The organism is Pseudomonas sp. NFACC25, assembly GCF_900100935.1.
GTDB lineage: Bacteria > Pseudomonadota > Gammaproteobacteria > Pseudomonadales > Pseudomonadaceae > Aquipseudomonas > Aquipseudomonas marginalis.
Genome location: NZ_FMUC01000001.1, coordinates 92,128 through 107,859 on the forward strand (window position 1 = coordinate 92,128; position 15,732 = coordinate 107,859).

The window sequence follows — 15,732 nt, forward strand, 5'->3', positions numbered from 1 at the left end:
ACAGGTGTCGACTGGCACGCCCTCATCGGGAGCAAGCCCCCTCCCACAGGGGTATGTCTGCGCCCTTTAGAGATCTCCCCATGAACGAACTCCTCAACCTGCAAGGCTACGGCCCGATGCTCGCCCAGGGTGCCTGGATGACGGTCAAGCTGGCGCTCCTGGCGCTGGCCCTGAGCCTCGCCCTGGGCCTGATCGCCGCCGGCGCAAAACTGTCCAGCGCCCAATGGCTGCGGGTGCCGGCCACGCTGTACACCACGCTGATCCGCAGCGTGCCGGACCTGGTGCTGATCCTGCTGATTTTCTACAGCCTGCAACTGTGGCTCAACGACCTGAGCGAAGTGTTCGGCTGGGACTACTTTGAAATCGACCCGTTTACCGCCGGGGTCATCACCCTGGGGTTTATCTACGGCGCGTATTTCACCGAGAACTTTCGCGGTGCGATCCTCAGTGTGCCGGTCGGCCAACTCGAAGCCGCCACCGCCTACGGCCTGAGCCGCTGGCAGCGTTTTCACCTGGTGCTGTTCCCGCAGCTGATGCGCTTTGCCCTGCCGGGCCTGGGCAATAACTGGCTGGTGCTGCTCAAGTCCACGGCGCTGGTGTCGATCATTGGCCTGTCGGACCTGGTCAAGGCCGCGCAGAACGCCGGCAAGACCACCAACGAGCCGTTGTACTTCCTGATCCTCGCAGGCCTGGTGTACCTGGTGATCACCACCCTCTCCAACCGCATCTTCAAGCGCCTCGAACGGCGCTATAACCTCGGCATCAAGGGGATGGCGCGATGATCGAACTGTTCCAGCAATACGGCGTGGCCTACCTGTTCAGCGATGGCACCGGGTTGTCCGGCGTTGCCATGACCTTGTGGCTGTTCATTATCTCGGTGGTGCTGGGGTTTTTCCTCTCGATCCCGCTGGCGCTGGCGCGCGTGTCGGCGCACTTCTGGCTGCGCTGGCCGGTGGAGGTCTACACCTATCTGTTTCGCGGCACGCCGCTGTATATCCAATTGCTGATTTGCTACACCGGGCTGTACAGCCTGGAGGTGGTGCAGGACAACGCCCTGCTCAACCAGTTTTTCCGCAATGCCCTCAACTGCACCCTGCTGGCCTTTGTGCTCAACACCTGCGCCTACACCGTGGAAATCTTCGCCGGGGCGATCCGCAACATTCCCCACGGCGAACTCGAAGCGGCCCGCGCCTATGGCCTGCACGGCTGGCGCCTCAACCTGTTTGTGGTGGTGCCTGCCGCACTGCGCCGGGCGCTGCCGGCCTACAGCAATGAAATGATCCTGATGCTGCACGCCACGTCGCTGGCGTTTACCGCCACCGTCGCCGACATCCTCAAGGTGGCGCGCGATGCCAATGCCGAGACGTTCCTGACGTTCCAGGCCTTCGGCATCGCCGCCCTGCTCTACATGCTGCTGTCCTTTGCACTGGTGGGCCTGTTCCGACTGGCCGAACGTCGCTGGATGCGTTTTCTTGTTCCTACCCGAGGCTAACCCATGAATCAGTCCGCGCAGGCCCTGGCCACTTATCCTGTCGATGTACCCGTTACCCAGGCGGCAACTGCTGCCGTCAAGCTGCAGGTCGAGGGCATCCATAAACGCTACGGCGAACACGAAGTGCTCAAGGGTGTGTCCCTCAACGCACGCCACGGCGACGTGATCAGCCTGATCGGCGCCAGCGGCTCGGGCAAAAGCACGATGCTGCGCTGCATCAACTTTCTCGAACAGCCGGACGCCGGCGTCATCACCCTGGACGGCATCAGCATCGAAATGCGCCAGGGCCGCGCCGGCGCCCGCGCGCCGCACCAGGAACAATTGCAGAACCTGCGCACGCGCCTGGCCATGGTGTTCCAGCACTTCAACCTGTGGAGCCACATGACCGTGCTGGAAAACATCACCATGGCCCCGCGCCGGGTGCTGGGGGTAAGTGCCGCCGAAGCGGAAAAACGCGCGCGCATGTACCTCGACAAGGTCGGCCTGCCGGGCCGCGTGGCCGATCAGTACCCGGCGTTCCTGTCCGGCGGCCAGCAACAGCGCGTGGCCATCGCGCGGGCCCTGGCGATGGAGCCGGAAATCATTCTGTTCGATGAACCCACCTCCGCCCTCGACCCCGAACTTGTAGGAGAAGTCCTCAAAGTCATACAGACGTTAGCTGAGGAAGGTCGTACCATGCTGATGGTCACCCACGAAATGGGCTTTGCCCGCCAGGTGTCCAGCCAAGTGCTGTTCCTGCATCAAGGCCGAGTCGAGGAACAAGGCGGCGCCGAGATCCTCGACCACCCCAACAGCGAGCGCTTGCAGCAATTTCTTTCCAACCGTTTGAAGTGAAACCCATGGATACCAAGGCCAACGGACCCCATACCTCCCCTGCGCTGGATCGCATCGATGAGGCGATCATCGAAGTGCTGCGCCACCAGGGGCGTATCACCTATGAAAAGCTCTCGTCACTGGTGCACCTCACCCCCAGGCCCTGCCTGGAGCGGGTGCGCAAGCTGGAGCGACGCGGGGTGATTCGCGGGTACGGCGCGATCATCGATGTGCAGATGGTCTCGCCCGGGCTGTCGCTGCTGGTGCTGGTGGCCTTGTCCAACCAGAGCGGGCGCTCGGCGCAAAAGGCCTTCGAAGCCTGTATGAAGGCGTGCCCCCAGGTGTTCGAATGCCAGTTGATCAGCGGGCCGTTCGACTACAGCCTGCGCATGCGTTGCCGGGACATGGAGCACTACCGGGTGGTATCGGAGATCTGGCTGAACAATGATGAGCTGCACATCGATAAGTTGGTGGCGCATCCGGAGTTAGCGGTGGTGAAAAATACCGCCATCGAACTGGCCTAGATCCTCAAACACTGGAAATCCAATGTGGGAGGGGTTTGCCCCTCCCAGATTTTTAACCGCGCCCGCTTGAAATACGCTTGCCGAGCTTGGTGCCAATCATCTTCGCCTGCCCATCCTTCTGCTTCCCCGTACGCGCCTCGCTGATCAACCCCGGGATCAACCTGCCCTCCGGCAGATTCTTCCAGAACCGACTCGGCAAGTGCCCCTCCATCACCTTGGGGTTCAATCGCGCCGGGTTGAAAATGTGGCTGTAGTACGTCAGCCACATCGCACTGTGGGGATCCTCGACGTTCTGCGCCAGCTGCTGCCAGGCCTCAGGGCATTGGCGTTGATGAATCAGCTGTTCGCCATCGTAATAAACCCCGTCCAACGGCGTGGCTATCATCCAGCGATGGCGCCCCATGCGCCCCACAAAATGCTGGCTGGCCGATTTGAGGATGTCATGGGCCGGTTCATGCCAGGCCACGTACTCCGGCAACTCGGGCCCTGCTTCTGCCGGCAGGGCGATAAAGCGCACAAACGCATGCAGGTGATGGGCCTCACGACTCACCTGCTTGATGCGTCGCTGCAATTCAGTGCCGAGTTTATCCCCCGCCAGCATCGCGGTGCGGTCGCCATGGCTGACGCGCCAGAGCACTTCGTACAACAGGCTCCAACGCTGGTCGCCTTGGTAACAGGCGGCTGACTCCAACAGCTCCAGCAGCGCCTTGGGAACACGCGCCTGGAACGGCCCCAAGCCCGCGGGGATCGGCTCATCGGTGGCAAACAGGTCCGCCGCCTGCACCTCGCCCCAGCTGACCTGGCTGGGGTCGACCTGATGGCTGAGCAGCCAGCGCGCCTGTTCGCGCCAGGTGCTGAAAAGGTTGTCGCATTCCAGGCTGATCATCCCCACAGCCCCATCTGCTGCGGCTGCGGGCGGTCGCGCAGTTGCTCGCGCAGCAGCACGCTGGTGCTGTCCGCCTGCTGCGAATGGTAGTCACTGGTGATGAAGAATGGCTTGGCCTTGGCCAGCACACAGCGCATGCGGGCCAGGTCTTCAAAGCGGATCTTGCGTTCGCGGCGCAGGTCCACCAGGCGCTGGGTGGTGCGCAGGCCGATCCCTGGGATGCGGGCGATCAAGGTCGGCTCGGCGCGATTCAGGTCCAGGGGGAATACCTCGCGGTGCTCCAGGGCCCAGGCCAGCTTGGGGTCGATGTCCAGGGCCAGGTGGCCGGGGCCTTCGAACAATTCGTTGGCACTGAAGCCGTAGCTGCGCAGCAGGAAATCCGCCTGGTACAAGCGATGCTCGCGCATCAACGGCGGCGCGGCCAGGGGCACGCTTTTCGGGCTGTTGGGGATGGGGCTGAAGGCCGAGTAATACACGCGGCGCAGCTTGAAGTTGCCATACAGCGCCTCGGCACTGTGGAGGATGGTGCTGTCGTCGGTCTCGTCGGCGCCGACGATCATCTGGGTACTCTGCCCGGCCGGGGCGAAACGCGGTGCACGGGGTTCGTTCAGGACCGTCTGCTCGCCGGTGTAGATGGTCTGCATGGCCTGCTTGATCGAGACGATCTGCTTTTCCGGCGCCAGGGTTTGCAGGCTGGCATCGGTGGGCAGTTCGATATTCACGCTGAGGCGATCGGCGTAGCGCCCGGCCTCGGCAATCAGCGCCGGGTCGGCCTCGGGGATGGTCTTGAGGTGGATGTAACCGCGAAAGTCATGCTCTTCGCGCAGCAGTTTGGCCACCCGCACCAATTGCTCCATGGTGTAGTCGGCCGAACGAATGATGCCGGAGCTGAGGAACAGCCCGCTGACGCAGTTGCGCTTGTAGAAATCCAGGGTCAGGGTGACCACCTCCTCCGGGCTGAAGCGTGCACGGGGCACGTCACTGGAGCGGCGGTTGACGCAGTATTGGCAGTCGTAGAGGCAGAAGTTGGTGAGCAACACCTTGAGCAAGGATACGCAGCGACCGTCCGGCGTGTAGCTGTGGCAGATGCCCATGCCATCGGTGGAGCCCAGCCCTGCCTTGCCTTCCGAACTGCGCTTGGGCGCGCCGCTGCTGGCGCAGGAGGCGTCGTACTTGGCGGCGTCGGCGAGGATGCTGAGTTTTTCGATCAACTGCATGGAGGCTTACCGATACTGGTTTTTTGTACAGTATCAGCCAGCCCCCCGTGTCACAAGTGCAGCCTGTCAGCTGGCGGTGGCGAGGAGCAGATCCTGCACCGAACGCCCCTTGCCACGGCTACGGTCATTTTCAAACAGCGACGCCGCAATCTCATCCGCGCGAATCGGCAGTACCGACAGCAACGTATCGCTCAAGCCATGGCTGGCCTGGCTGAAGCCCTGGATGTAGACGCCGGCCTTGCAGCGCTCGTCGGTGACGATGCGGTAGTCGCGCGCCACTTCAAAATCACCCAGGTACTCCTCCAGCGGCGCCAGCAATGCGCGGTGGGTCTCGCGCTCGTAGCCGGTGGCGAGGATCACCGCGTCGTAATGGTTGACGCTGGTTTCGCCGCTGGCGTTGTTGCGCAGGGCCAGTTCGATGCCCAGGGGGCCGGGGGTGGCCTTCTCGACCACGGTCATGGTGCGGAAGGCCTGGCGGGCGATACCGGAGACTTTCTGGCGGTAGAAAATCCCGTAGATGCGCTCGATCAGGTCGAGGTCGACCACCGAATAGTTGGTGTTCTGGTACTCGGCGACCAGGCGCTCGCGCTCGGCACCGACTTGCTGGAACACCAGGTCGGTGAAGGCCGGCGAGAACACTTCGTTGACGAACGGGCTGTCATCGGCAGGCTTGAGTGCCGAACCGCGCAGGATCATGTCGACCTGTACCGATGGGAAGCTGTCGTTCAGGTCGATAAAGGCTTCGGCCGCGCTCTGGCCACCACCGATGATTGCGATGCGCATCGCCTTGCCGTCCACGCAAGGCTGGGTGGCCATGCGCTCCAGGTACTGGGAATGGTGGAACACCCGGCTGTCGCCCTTGAGGGCCTTGAAAGTTTCGGGAATGCGCGGCGTGCCGCCGGCGCTGACCACCACCGAACGGGTGGTGCGCACATGCTGCTCGCCCAGGGCGTCGCGGGAGATCACGCGCAATGCCTCGACCTGTTGCTGGTGCAGGATCGGCTCGATGGCCAGTACTTCCTCGCCGTAGCGGGCCTGGGCCTGGAACTGCCCCGCGACCCAGCGCAGGTAGTCGTTGAACTCCATGCGGCACGGGTAGAAGGTGCCCAGGTTGATGAAGTCCACCAGGCGGCCGTGGGCTTTCAGGTAATTGACGAAGGAGTACGGGCTGGTGGGGTTGCGCAGGGTCACCAGGTCCTTGAGGAACGAAATCTGCAATTCGCTCTGGGTCACCAGGGTATTGCCGTGCCAGCGGTAATCGGCCTGTTTGTCGAGAAACAGTACGTCCAGTTTGCCCTGGGCCTTTTCGCGCTCCTGCAGGGCGATGGCCAGCGCCAGGTTCGAAGGGCCGAAACCGATACCGATCAGGTCGTGAACCGCGGGCGAAGCAATTGCCTGTGTCATTCCAGTGTCCTCTGGATAAGCCCCTTGGCGGTGGGGCGGGAATACCTTCGAGACCTGCACAACAGGTCATGTGTTGATAGGAAACGAGGACAGTGAAAAAAAATTTAACCGAACAGTGATCAGTGCGCGTCCCACTCGCGCATCCGCACCCGGCAGTGCTTCATGGCGTTGACGATGTGTTTTTCCACCAGAGCGCGGGAAATACCCAGGCGCTCGGCGATTTGCAGGTGGCTCAGACCCTCGAGTTTGCGCAGCAGGAAGCTGTCGCGACAGGCCGCCGGCAGCTCGGCCAGGGCGCGTTCGAGCAAGGCCAGGCGTTGGCCGTAGTCGTGGGTGGCATGGGGCGAACAGGCGGCAAAGCGCTCCTCGCTGTCGAGCACCTCCAGGGGTTCGACCTGGCGCAGGGCATTGCGCCGGTGGCCGTCGATCACCAGGTTCAGCGCGGTGCGATACAAAAAGGCACGCGGCTGTTCGATGGGCGTCTCGCTGGAACGTTCCAGCACCCGGACATAAGCGTCATGCACCACATCCTCGGCCACCTGACGGTTGCCCAGCTTGGCGTTGAGGAAACACACCAGCTCGCGATAGTAGTTTTCCAACATGACTCCCGGCCGCCGGGTGGCGGCATCAGATCCTTGAGTGCGAAAAAAGACGGCGTATTCAGTAATGGCAGTTTGGGTAGGTGCAATTTATAGTAATTCTCATCTACTTTTAAACAAGACTTGCACCTACAGGCCGTTTTTTTTCTCCACAAGACCTGTAACCACTTATGTAACAGCCTAAATCCTCGGGCAATTCTCTCGTTTAACTGTCAGCTCTGCGCAACTGCGCTCCGAACTTTCCCGGCTGGAACCTAAGCATGAAACGCCCTCGACCTGCCCGACGCGCCTTGCTCGCTATCGCGTGCCTGATTCCCATCATCGCCGTGGCCGCCTGGCAGGTGTTGCCGCCGGGGCGTGACAACCTGACCACCGTCACCGTCACCCGCGGCACTATTGAAAACAGCGTCACGGCCCTGGGCACCCTGCAACCGCGCCGGTATGTCGACGTGGGCGCCCAGGCGTCCGGGCAGATTCGCAAGATCCACGTTGAAGCCGGCGACCGGGTGCAGGAAGGCCAATTGCTGGTGGAGATCGACCCCTCGACGCAAAAAGCCAAGCTCGACGCCAGCCGCTACGCCATCGAAAACCTCAAGGCCCAGTTGCAGGAGCAAAAGGCCCAGCACGCCCTCGCCCGCCAGAAGTACCAGCGCCAGCAGCGCCTGGCCGCCGGCAACGCCACCCGCGAGGAAGACGTGCAAACCGCCAAGGCCGAACTGAGCGCCACCCAGGCCCGGATGGACATGTTCCAGGCGCAGATTCTCCAGGCCCAGGCCAGCCTGCGCAGCGATGAAGCGGAACTGGGCTATACGCGCATCTACGCACCGATGACCGGCACCGTGGTCGCGGTGGACGCGCGGGTCGGCCAGACCCTCAATGCCCAGCAGCAGACGCCGCTGATCCTGCGGATCGCCAAGTTGTCGCCGATGACCGTGTGGGCGGAAGTCTCGGAAGCCGACATCGGCCACGTCAAACCGGGCATGACCGCCTACTTCACCACCCTCAGCGGCGGCAGCCGGCGCTGGACCAGTACCGTGCGGCAGATCCTGCCGATCCCGCCCAAGCCGCTGAATGAAACCCAGGGCAGCGGTAGCCCCAACAGTTCCAGCAAGAGCGGCAGCGGGCGCGTGGTGCTGTACACCGTGCTGCTGGACGTGGACAACAGCGACAACGCGTTGATGGCCGAAATGACCGCCCAGGTATTTTTCGTCGCCAGCCAGGTCAAGGATGTCCTCACCGCACCGGTGGCCGCACTGCTGGGCACCTCCAGTGCCGACAAGCAGATCGCCCGCGTGGTCGCCACCAACGGCCGCATCGAAGAACGTGAAGTCCGCCTGGGTATCAGCGATCGCCTGCGGGTCGAAGTGCTCGACGGCCTGCACGAAGGCGATCACCTGCTGATCGGCCCGGCCGACGGCAACGGGGGTTGAGGTGACCACGCCCCTGATCGAACTCAAGAACATCCGCAAATCCTACGGCGGTGGCGACAGCCCGCAGGTCGACGTGTTGCGCGGCATCGACCTGTCGATCCATGCCGGGGAATTCGTCGCCATCGTCGGGGCTTCCGGTTCCGGCAAGTCCACGTTGATGAATATCCTCGGTTGCCTCGACCGCCCAAGCCTGGGCGAGTACCTGTTCGCGGGGGAAAACGTCGCCCACCTGGACAGCGACGAATTGGCCTGGCTGCGCCGCGAGGCCTTTGGCTTCGTGTTCCAGGGCTACCATTTGATCCCCTCGGGCTCGGCCCAGGAGAACGTCGAGATGCCGGCGATCTACGCCGGCATCAGCGCCGCCGAACGCCATGCCCGCGCCCACGCCCTGCTCACGCGCCTCGGCCTGGCCGAGCGCACCGGCAACCGTCCGCACCAGCTGTCCGGCGGCCAGCAACAGCGTGTCTCGATCGCTCGGGCGCTGATGAACGGCGGGCACATCATCCTTGCCGATGAACCCACCGGTGCCCTCGACAGCCACAGCGGTGCCGAGGTGATGAGCCTGCTGGACGAACTGGCCAGCCAGGGCCATGTGGTGATCCTGATCACCCACGACCGCGAAGTGGCGGCGCGGGCCAACCGCATCATCGAGATTCGCGATGGCCTGATCATCAGTGACTCGGCCGATGACAACGCCGCGCCCCCACCCGCCACCCGCGGCGCGCTGCAAGCCGTGGACCTGCGCCAGCGCCTGGCCGACGGCGCCGAACACAATGGCGCGTGGAAAGCCGAATTGCTGGACGCGGTCCAGGCCGCCTGGCGGGTGATGTGGATCAACCGTTTTCGCACCGCGCTGACCCTGCTGGGGATCATCATCGGCGTGGCCTCGGTGGTGGTGATGCTGGCCGTGGGCGAAGGCAGCAAACGCCAGGTCATGGCGCAGATGGGCGCGTTCGGCTCCAACATCCTCTACCTCAGCGGCTCATCGCCCAACCCGCGCACGCCGCTGGGTATCGTTACCCTCAACGACGTCGCGGCGCTGGCGGCGCTGCCCCAGATCAAGCGCATCATGCCGGTCAACGGCACCGAAGCCGGCGTGCGCTATGGCAACGTCGACTACATGGCCTATGTGGGCGGCAATGACACCAATTTCCCGGACATTTTCAATTGGCCGGTGGTCGAGGGCAGTTACTTCACGCCGGCCGACGAGCGTGCGGCTGCCACCGTGGCCGTGATCGGTCATCGCGTGCGGGAAAAGCTGTTCAAGGGAGAGGTCGACCCCATCGGGCAATACATCCTGATCGAAAACGTACCATTCCAGGTGATCGGCGTGCTGGCGGAGAAAGGCGCCAGCTCCGGCAACAAAGACAGTGATGACCGTATCGCCATCCCCTACTCCGCCGCCAGCGTGCGCCTGTTCGGCAGCTACAACCCCGAATACGTGGTGATTGCCGCCGCCGATGCGCGCAAGGTCCACGAGGCCGAAGTGGCCATCGATCAGTTGATGCAAAAGCTGCACAACGGCAAGCGCGACTACGAGTTGACCAACAACGCGGCGATGATCCAGGCCGAGGCGCGCACCCAGAACACCCTGTCGTTGATGCTCGGTTCGATTGCCGCGATTTCCCTGCTGGTGGGCGGCATTGGCGTGATGAACATCATGCTGATGACCGTGCGCGAACGCACCCGCGAGATCGGCATTCGCATGGCCACCGGCGCGCGCCAGCGCGACATCCTGCGCCAGTTCCTGACCGAGGCGGTGATGCTGTCGGTGGTCGGCGGCCTGTGCGGCATTGCCCTGGCCCTGCTGGTGGGTGGCGTGCTGGTGCTGGCCAAGGTGGCGGTGCAGTTTTCCCTGGTGGCGGTGCTTGGCGCATTCGGTTGCGCACTGGTCACCGGCGTCGTATTCGGCTTCATGCCGGCCCGTAAAGCTGCCCGGCTCGATCCGGTTAAGGCGTTGACCAGTGAGTAAACGATCCATTCCCCCATACCTGCCCGCACTTGGCCTGTGTCTGCTGCTCACGGCCTGCGCCGGTGACCCGCACGCCGTGGACAGCGCTATTGCGCCGCCGGCTGCCTGGCAGTTTGCCGAACGCGACGCCGCCCGGGCCACCAACCAGCGCTGGTGGACGCAGTTCGGCAGCCCGCAGTTGAACCGCCTGGTCGACCAGGCCCGGCGTGACAGCTTCGACGTGGCCGCCGCCATGGCCCGCGTGCGCCAGGCCCAGGCCACGGCGGTGATTGCCGGGGCGCCACTGTTGCCCGAGGTGAAGTTCAACCTTGCCGCCAGCCACCAGAAGTTGTTGCACGGCGCGGGCGGGCCGGACCTTGACGCCTCACAAAGCGATGACGCCGTCGATAATTTCGGCGCCAACTTCACCGCCAGCTACGAAGTGGATTTCTGGGGTGGCCGCGCCGCTGCCCGTGACAGTGCCCTGCACAGCCTGCGCGCCAGCGAGTTCGACCAGGCGACCGTGGAGCTGACCTTGCTCAGCAACGTCGCCGACCGCTACGCGCAAACCCTCGCGGCGCGCGAGCGCCAGCAGATCGCCGAGTTGAACCTGGCCAATGCGCGTAACGTCCTCGAGCTGGTGCAGACCCGTTACGACGCAGGCTCCGCCACGGCCCTGGAACTGGCCCAGCAGAAAAGCCTGGTGGCCAGCCAGCAACGCCAGCTGCCGTTGATTCAACAACTGGCCGAAGAATCCCAGATCACCCTTGCCGCCCTCCTCGGCCAACCGGTCCAGGCCCTGGAGCTGGGCACCGAACCCTTCCAGGACCTGACCTGGCCAGCCATCGGCGCCGGCCTGCCCAGCCAGTTGCTCAGCCGCCGGCCGGACATTGCCAAGGCCGAGGCCGAACTGGCGGCGGCCCAGGCGGACGTCACCGTGGCCCGCGCCGCCATGCTGCCGGCCCTGACCCTCGGCGCCACACTCGGCTCCGATGCCTACAAGGCCGTGGACGTCCTGCGCAGCCCCTACTACACGCTGACGGCCGGCCTGGTCGGGCCGATCTTCAACAACGGTCGTTTAAGCGCCGAGCGCGACAAGGCCCGCGCGCGCCAGGATGAGCTGTTGCAAACCTACCGCGGCGCGATCATCAACGGTTTTGCCGATGTGGAAAAAGCCCTCAGCAGCATCACGCGCCTGGACCAGCAGCGCCACTGGCAAACGGAAGAACTGCAACAGGCCCAAACCGCCTTCCGGATCGCCGAAAGCCGCTACCAGGCGGGTGCCGAGGACTTGCTGACGGTACTGGAAACCCAGCGCACCCTGTATGCCGCCCAGGACTTGAACGTGCAATTGCGACTGTCACGCCTGCAGGCCAGCATTGCGCTGTACAAGGCATTGGGCGGCGGTTGGAAAACCAGCATCTGATAAACGAAACTCCAGTTTCGTACATAAGTCGTCTACCGCCCCTACATTCTTCGACTCAGGTTCCTTGGTAAAAAATGCCGCTATCACACGGCTGCCAGGGAACACTGATGAATGTTGCAAAATACCTCGCGTGCGGCTGTCTCTGGTTGATGGCAAACCTTGGCCAGGCAGAGCCACTGATCAAACCCACCGCCATTGATTGGCTGCTCGATTGCCCCCTCCCCACCACCGAACGGCTTGACCCCGAGGTGCTGTCGCGCACCCAGTGCGGCATCGTCACCGTCCCGCGCAACCATGCCGCCCCCTGGCAAGGCCACCAGCGCCTCTACCTGACCCGTGTCGGCGCCCGCGATCCCCTGAACCGCAAAGGCGTGGTCTTCACCCAGGCCGGCGACACCGCGCAAAAAAACTACGGAAGCACCTTCGCCATTCACCTCGCCAGCCGCTGGGACACGTATTCCACACAAGCCTATCGCACGCTGCTCAACCGCTACGACATGATCGAACTCAGCCCCCGCGACCTCACTCAGGAGCATGGCGTCGAACAGGCCGTACGGGATATGGAGTACGTACGCGCCCAGTTGGGCGACGCCCAACTGCATTACCTGGGGGACACCCTCGCCACGCGCCTGGGCAGCCGCTATGCCGCAGTGTTTCCCGAGCGCGTCGCACGCATGGTGCTGGTCAACGCCGAACACACCATGGCGGGTAGGCTTGGGGTCGAACAACTGCGCCTCAAGGAGCCCGCCAAACCGGACGCCGGCGGCTGTATCAACCGATGGGTGGGTGACTTCCTCGCCTATGGCAAACAGCCGCCACCGTCGACTCGCTGCCTTGACGTGGCAGGCAGGCAGTAGCGCGTCGTTTACGACCTGTTGCCGCCGAAAACGACACCCTGCGTTGACGCTCCGTCGCAATCGTTATTAAGTGCTATTTATCCGCATTAATACGATAAATCGAACCCATGCTGACTCGCCCGCTACGCCGCAAACGCCAGAAGCTGTCCGACGTGATTGTCGAGTCGGTCAAGCGCTCCATCGTCACCGATGCCTTGAAGCCCGGCGACCGCCTGCCCACCGAGCGTGAGCTGATGGAGAGCTTCCAGTGCTCCAAGGGCTCGGCCCGTGAAGCGCTCAAGGCCCTGGAGGTCGAGGGGCTGGTGAGTACGCGCACCGGCCCCAGCGGCGGTGCCTACCTGAACCAGGCCGGCACGGAGCCCGCCAGCCGCGCGCTGCGTAACTACCTGCACTTCCAGCACCTGGACGGCGAGCAGGTGTACCAGTTGCGCAAGGTCATCGAAGTGGAACTGGCGGTGTCGGTGCTCGGGCGCCTGAGTGAGGACGACTACCGGGCATTGCAGGACAACGTGGATTTCTGCAGCGCCCCCGAAGACAGCGAAGCCGGCCAGCGCGAGCAACGCCTGGCGGAACTGGAGTTCCACAACCTGCTGGCCAAGGCCTGCCCCAACCCGTTGCTGAGCTTTATGGCGCAATTTCTCAACGACCTGCTGCGCGACCTGGTGGTACTGAAAAAAGCCTACAAGCCCAAGCGCAAGCAGTTCGACGCGGCCAACCTCGACTATCACAAGCAACTGCTGAACGCCTTTCGCGCCGGGGATGAAGGCGCGGTACGCAGCCTGATGCATGAACATATGTGCGACGCCGAACACCATATGACCGCGCTGGAAGGCCAGGTCAGCCCGCACTTTCTACTGGAGTTCGACCACAACCACTGAAAACACCCCGCCCACAGTTGACTGCATTCACTGCGTTACCCCAATAACAGGCCTGCCCACAGGCCCTGCTCCACCGTATCGCCCTTGCTACTCCTGCCAATAACTAAACCAGGGAGTCACCCCATGCAGCGTCGTACGTTATTGAAAGCCAGTCTTACCGCGGCCGCCGCCCTCAGTCTTCCGCTGAGCGTACGGTCCGCATTCGCCGCCGAGCCCTTTACCTTTTACGGCCTCAAGTCCATGTCCGGCGCCTTTGCCAGCTATGGCAAGTTTGCCGACATGGGTTCGCGCCTGGCGGTGGCACAACACACCGAGCTGCTGGGCCGCCCCTTGAACTACAAGGTCATCGACACCGAGGGCAACGCCGGCAAGGCCGTGCGCAAGGTGCAGGAGGCGATCCAGCAGGACGGCGCGCGGTTCTTCCAGGGCTGTACGCTGTCGTCGTCGGCACTCGCGGTGGCCAAGGAAGTCGACAAGGTTGGCGGTGTATTCATGACCCCGGTGGGTGCCGATGAAGTCACCGGCAAAGACTGCAACCACGCCACGTTTCGCTGGTCGGTGCCCACCTACGGCGCGATCCGCGAAACCATGGTGCCGCTGATCAAGCTGCTGCCGGATGCCAAGCGCTGGTACACCATCACGCCGCAATATGTGTTCGGCGAAGCGCTGCTCGAAGGCGCCAGAAACGTGCTCAAGGAACATGGCCTGGAGCATGTCGGCAACAGCTACCACTCGCTGCAGGAGCAGGAATTCTCCGGCTACCTGACCAATGCCATTTCCACCAAGCCGGATGTGCTGGTGTTGCTCAACTTTGGCAGCCAGTCGTCCAACACCCTGCGCCAGGCGGTGAACTTCGGCATCAAGGAACGCATGAAAGTGCTGCTGGTGTGGTCCGCCGGCCTCGACCAGTTCCAGGAACTGGGCAGCGATATCCTCGACGGCGTGTACCTCGGCGCGCAGTACTGGCATCAGGTCGACACCCCGCTCAACCGCGAGCTGGTCAAGCTGACCCAGGCCAAGTACGGCATCAACCCCACCTACCCGCTGGCCGCCGACTACATCAGCACCAAAGTCATGCTCGACACCATCATCGCCACCGGCAGCTTCGACGGGCCGACCGTGGCCAAGGCCATGCAGGGCCTGAGTTTCGAAGGCCCCACCGGCAAGGAGTCGATCCGCGCCGGCGACCACCAGGTGATCAAGGACTACTACCTGCTGGTCGGCAAGGCCGCCGGCGAGATGGCCGACAAGGATGACCTGGCCAAGGTGCTCAGCGCCGGCCAGTCATTCCCGCCGGTGGAAGCCACGGGCTGCACGCTCGCCTGATCCGCTAAAACACCACCGTTGTACACGGCAGGGCCGCCCCGGCGGCCACCTGTTCGAGGGTTTCTGCATGCTTAATCTTTACCTGTTCCAGATACTCAACGGCCTTGGATTGGGAATGATCTACTTCCTGATCGCGGTCGGGCTGACGATCATTTTCGGCCTGCTCAACTTCGTCAACTTCGCCCACGGCGCGTTCTTCCTGCTGGGCGCCTACATCTGCTACACCGCCGTGAGCCTCACCGGCAACTTCTGGCTGGCGCTGCTGATTGCGCCGCTGGTGGTGGCCGTATTGGCCTGGGTGATCGAGCGGCTGTTGATCCAGCGGATCTATCACTTGCCGCACATGTTCCAGATCCTGGTCACCCTGGGCATCGCGCTGATCATCCAGGAAGCCAGCGTGATGATCTGGGGCCCGGTGGGCAAAAGCGTCGCCGTGCCGGAACTGCTGCGCGGCGTGCTGGTGGTGGGTGATTTCGTCTACCCCTACTACCGCCTGTTCCTCATCGTGTTTTCCGGGCTGGTGGGCCTGGGCCTGTGGCTGCTGCTGGAGCGCACGCGCTTCGGCGCCCTGGTGCGCGCCGGCAGTGAAAGCACCGAGACCGTGTCGCTGCTCGGCACGAATATCTTCCGCCTGTTCTCCATGACCTTCGCCCTCGGCGTGGCCCTGGCCGGCATGGCCGGGGTGCTGTTCGCGCCGTTGCGCGGTGCGCAGCCGTTCGTTGGCCCGGAGATTCTCGGCATCGCCTTCGTGGTGGTGGTGATCGGCGGCATGGGCTCGTTCAGCGGTGCGTTGGTCGGCGGTTTGCTGGTCGGCGTGGTGCAAAGCCTGATGACCACACTCTGGCCCCAAGGCGCGAGCCTGATGATCTACGGCGCCATGGCCGTGGTGATTCTGGTGCGGCCTTACGGCCTGTTTGGGAGAGCCTGAC

At 63.4% G+C, this 15,732-nt stretch carries 15 protein-coding genes; 11 read left to right on the forward strand and 4 right to left on the reverse strand.

From position 1 onward, the window contains the following. Nucleotides 1-80 precede the first annotated feature (80 nt). Genes BLQ09_RS00430 through BLQ09_RS00445 form a run of 4 tightly spaced genes read left to right on the forward strand, consistent with a single transcriptional unit; the run spans nt 81 to nt 2,829 of the window. A complete protein-coding gene (locus BLQ09_RS00430) occupies nt 81-782 on the forward strand; it encodes an ABC transporter permease (protein ID WP_027606180.1) in 702 nt (233 codons plus the stop codon). Then, nucleotides 779-1,492 carry an ABC transporter permease gene (locus BLQ09_RS00435; protein ID WP_027606179.1) on the forward strand — a complete coding sequence of 238 codons (714 nt, stop codon included), beginning with the start codon at nt 779-781 and terminating at the stop codon, nt 1,490-1,492. The genes BLQ09_RS00430 and BLQ09_RS00435 overlap by 4 nt, the downstream gene beginning before the upstream one ends. A 3-nt stretch (nt 1,493-1,495) precedes the next feature. Continuing rightward, entirely contained in the window at nt 1,496-2,326 is an 831-nt protein-coding gene (locus BLQ09_RS00440) for an ABC transporter ATP-binding protein (protein WP_027606178.1), read from the forward strand. A gap of 5 nt (nt 2,327-2,331) precedes the next feature. Continuing rightward, complete coding sequence (locus tag BLQ09_RS00445; RefSeq protein WP_053138651.1) at nt 2,332-2,829, forward strand: Lrp/AsnC family transcriptional regulator; 498 nt, start codon at nt 2,332-2,334, stop codon at nt 2,827-2,829. Nucleotides 2,830-2,881: 52 nt separating this feature from the next. Here the strand turns inward: BLQ09_RS00445 and BLQ09_RS00450 are convergent, their stop codons facing one another. The 4 genes from BLQ09_RS00450 to BLQ09_RS00465 form a co-directional block, all read right to left on the reverse strand. After that, entirely contained in the window at nt 2,882-3,715 is an 834-nt protein-coding gene (locus BLQ09_RS00450; protein WP_027606176.1) for a TIGR03915 family putative DNA repair protein, read from the reverse strand. After that, a complete protein-coding gene (locus BLQ09_RS00455; protein WP_092354653.1) occupies nt 3,712-4,932 on the reverse strand; it encodes a putative DNA modification/repair radical SAM protein in 1,221 nt (406 codons plus the stop codon). The genes BLQ09_RS00450 and BLQ09_RS00455 overlap by 4 nt, the downstream gene beginning before the upstream one ends. Before the next feature lie 66 nt (nt 4,933-4,998). Further along, nucleotides 4,999-6,336 carry a lysine N(6)-hydroxylase/L-ornithine N(5)-oxygenase family protein gene (locus BLQ09_RS00460; RefSeq protein WP_027606174.1) on the reverse strand — a complete coding sequence of 446 codons (1,338 nt, stop codon included), beginning with the start codon at nt 6,334-6,336 and terminating at the stop codon, nt 4,999-5,001. Between the two features lie 119 nt (nt 6,337-6,455). Beyond that, the gene (locus BLQ09_RS00465; protein ID WP_223841646.1) at nt 6,456-7,004 is read right to left on the reverse strand and encodes a sigma-70 family RNA polymerase sigma factor; all 549 of its coding nucleotides are present in this window, start codon (nt 7,002-7,004) and stop codon (nt 6,456-6,458) included. A gap of 191 nt (nt 7,005-7,195) precedes the next feature. On the opposite strand from BLQ09_RS00465, the gene BLQ09_RS00470 reads away from it, so the two are divergent. The 7 genes from BLQ09_RS00470 to BLQ09_RS00500 all read left to right on the forward strand — a co-directional run bounded on the left by BLQ09_RS00470 (nt 7,196) and on the right by BLQ09_RS00500 (nt 15,731). Next, a complete protein-coding gene (locus BLQ09_RS00470; protein WP_027606172.1) occupies nt 7,196-8,365 on the forward strand; it encodes an efflux RND transporter periplasmic adaptor subunit in 1,170 nt (389 codons plus the stop codon). Nucleotide 8,366: 1 nt separating this feature from the next. Continuing rightward, complete coding sequence (locus tag BLQ09_RS00475; protein ID WP_027606171.1) at nt 8,367-10,337, forward strand: MacB family efflux pump subunit; 1,971 nt, start codon at nt 8,367-8,369, stop codon at nt 10,335-10,337. Then, on the forward strand, nt 10,330-11,742 hold the full coding sequence (locus BLQ09_RS00480) for an efflux transporter outer membrane subunit (RefSeq protein WP_027606170.1): 1,413 nt from the start codon (nt 10,330-10,332) through the stop codon (nt 11,740-11,742). The genes BLQ09_RS00475 and BLQ09_RS00480 overlap by 8 nt, the downstream gene beginning before the upstream one ends. A gap of 107 nt (nt 11,743-11,849) precedes the next feature. Beyond that, nucleotides 11,850-12,599, forward strand: a complete 750-nt coding sequence (locus BLQ09_RS00485; RefSeq protein WP_027606169.1) for an alpha/beta fold hydrolase — start codon at nt 11,850-11,852, stop codon at nt 12,597-12,599. Nucleotides 12,600-12,706: 107 nt separating this feature from the next. Beyond that, nucleotides 12,707-13,477 (forward strand): FadR/GntR family transcriptional regulator, encoded by a 771-nt coding sequence (locus tag BLQ09_RS00490; RefSeq protein WP_027606168.1) that lies wholly within the window; start codon nt 12,707-12,709, stop codon nt 13,475-13,477. Nucleotides 13,478-13,600: 123 nt separating this feature from the next. Next, nucleotides 13,601-14,803, forward strand: coding sequence for an ABC transporter substrate-binding protein (locus BLQ09_RS00495; protein ID WP_027606167.1), 1,203 nt, complete (start codon nt 13,601-13,603; stop codon nt 14,801-14,803). A gap of 67 nt (nt 14,804-14,870) precedes the next feature. Further along, nucleotides 14,871-15,731, forward strand: a complete 861-nt coding sequence (locus BLQ09_RS00500) for a branched-chain amino acid ABC transporter permease (protein ID WP_027606166.1) — start codon at nt 14,871-14,873, stop codon at nt 15,729-15,731. Nucleotide 15,732: the final 1 nt, after the last annotated feature.